Origin of the sequence: Chitinophaga agrisoli, assembly GCF_008386695.1 — a bacterium.
Classification (GTDB): domain Bacteria; phylum Bacteroidota; class Bacteroidia; order Chitinophagales; family Chitinophagaceae; genus Chitinophaga; species Chitinophaga agrisoli.
The window spans coordinates 1-436 of record NZ_VUOC01000056.1 but is presented as its reverse complement, the minus strand read 5'-3'; the positions used below and the strand labels follow the sequence as shown (position 1 = coordinate 436).

General features: G+C 58.9%; 1 protein-coding gene. It reads right to left on the bottom strand.

Features of this window, described 5'->3' with window-relative positions:
• The coding region (locus tag F0L74_RS34580; protein ID WP_246197949.1) for a trypsin-like serine protease at positions 1-419 on the bottom strand (419 nt) is incomplete at its 3' end.
• Positions 420-436: the final 17 nt, after the last annotated feature.

The following is a 436-nucleotide window of genomic DNA, read 5'->3' as shown; positions in this document are numbered from 1 at the left end:
GATGTGACTCTAGCGAAGCCGGCAGGGTAGCCTCTCTGGCAGCCTCTGTCTGATCCGAACGACGTGATACCGATCAGCTGACGGCCTCCGCCGCTGCCGATGGAGAGAGGGCCGCCGGAGTCTCCGCTGCAGGTGCTGCGACCGTTAGCGCCGGAAACACAGAGGGTGGAGCCAATGATCACAGAGTTTCCGTACGTGCGGGCGCAGACGGCGTTGGTGATGACCTGGAGGCTCACTTGGCGTTTTTGTTGGTTGTTGGCTCCCGAAGCAGCATCGGAGGTCCTCCCGAAGCCGGCAGCCCAGGCCCAAGTACCAGCAAAGTTGTTGTTTCCACTGGCTAGGTTGATGCGCTGGATGTTGTTGTTGAAGCCAACATGGTTGTGGTTGATGATGGCGACGTCGTTGTTGAGGTTGTTCATGTTGTAGCTGCCGTGCA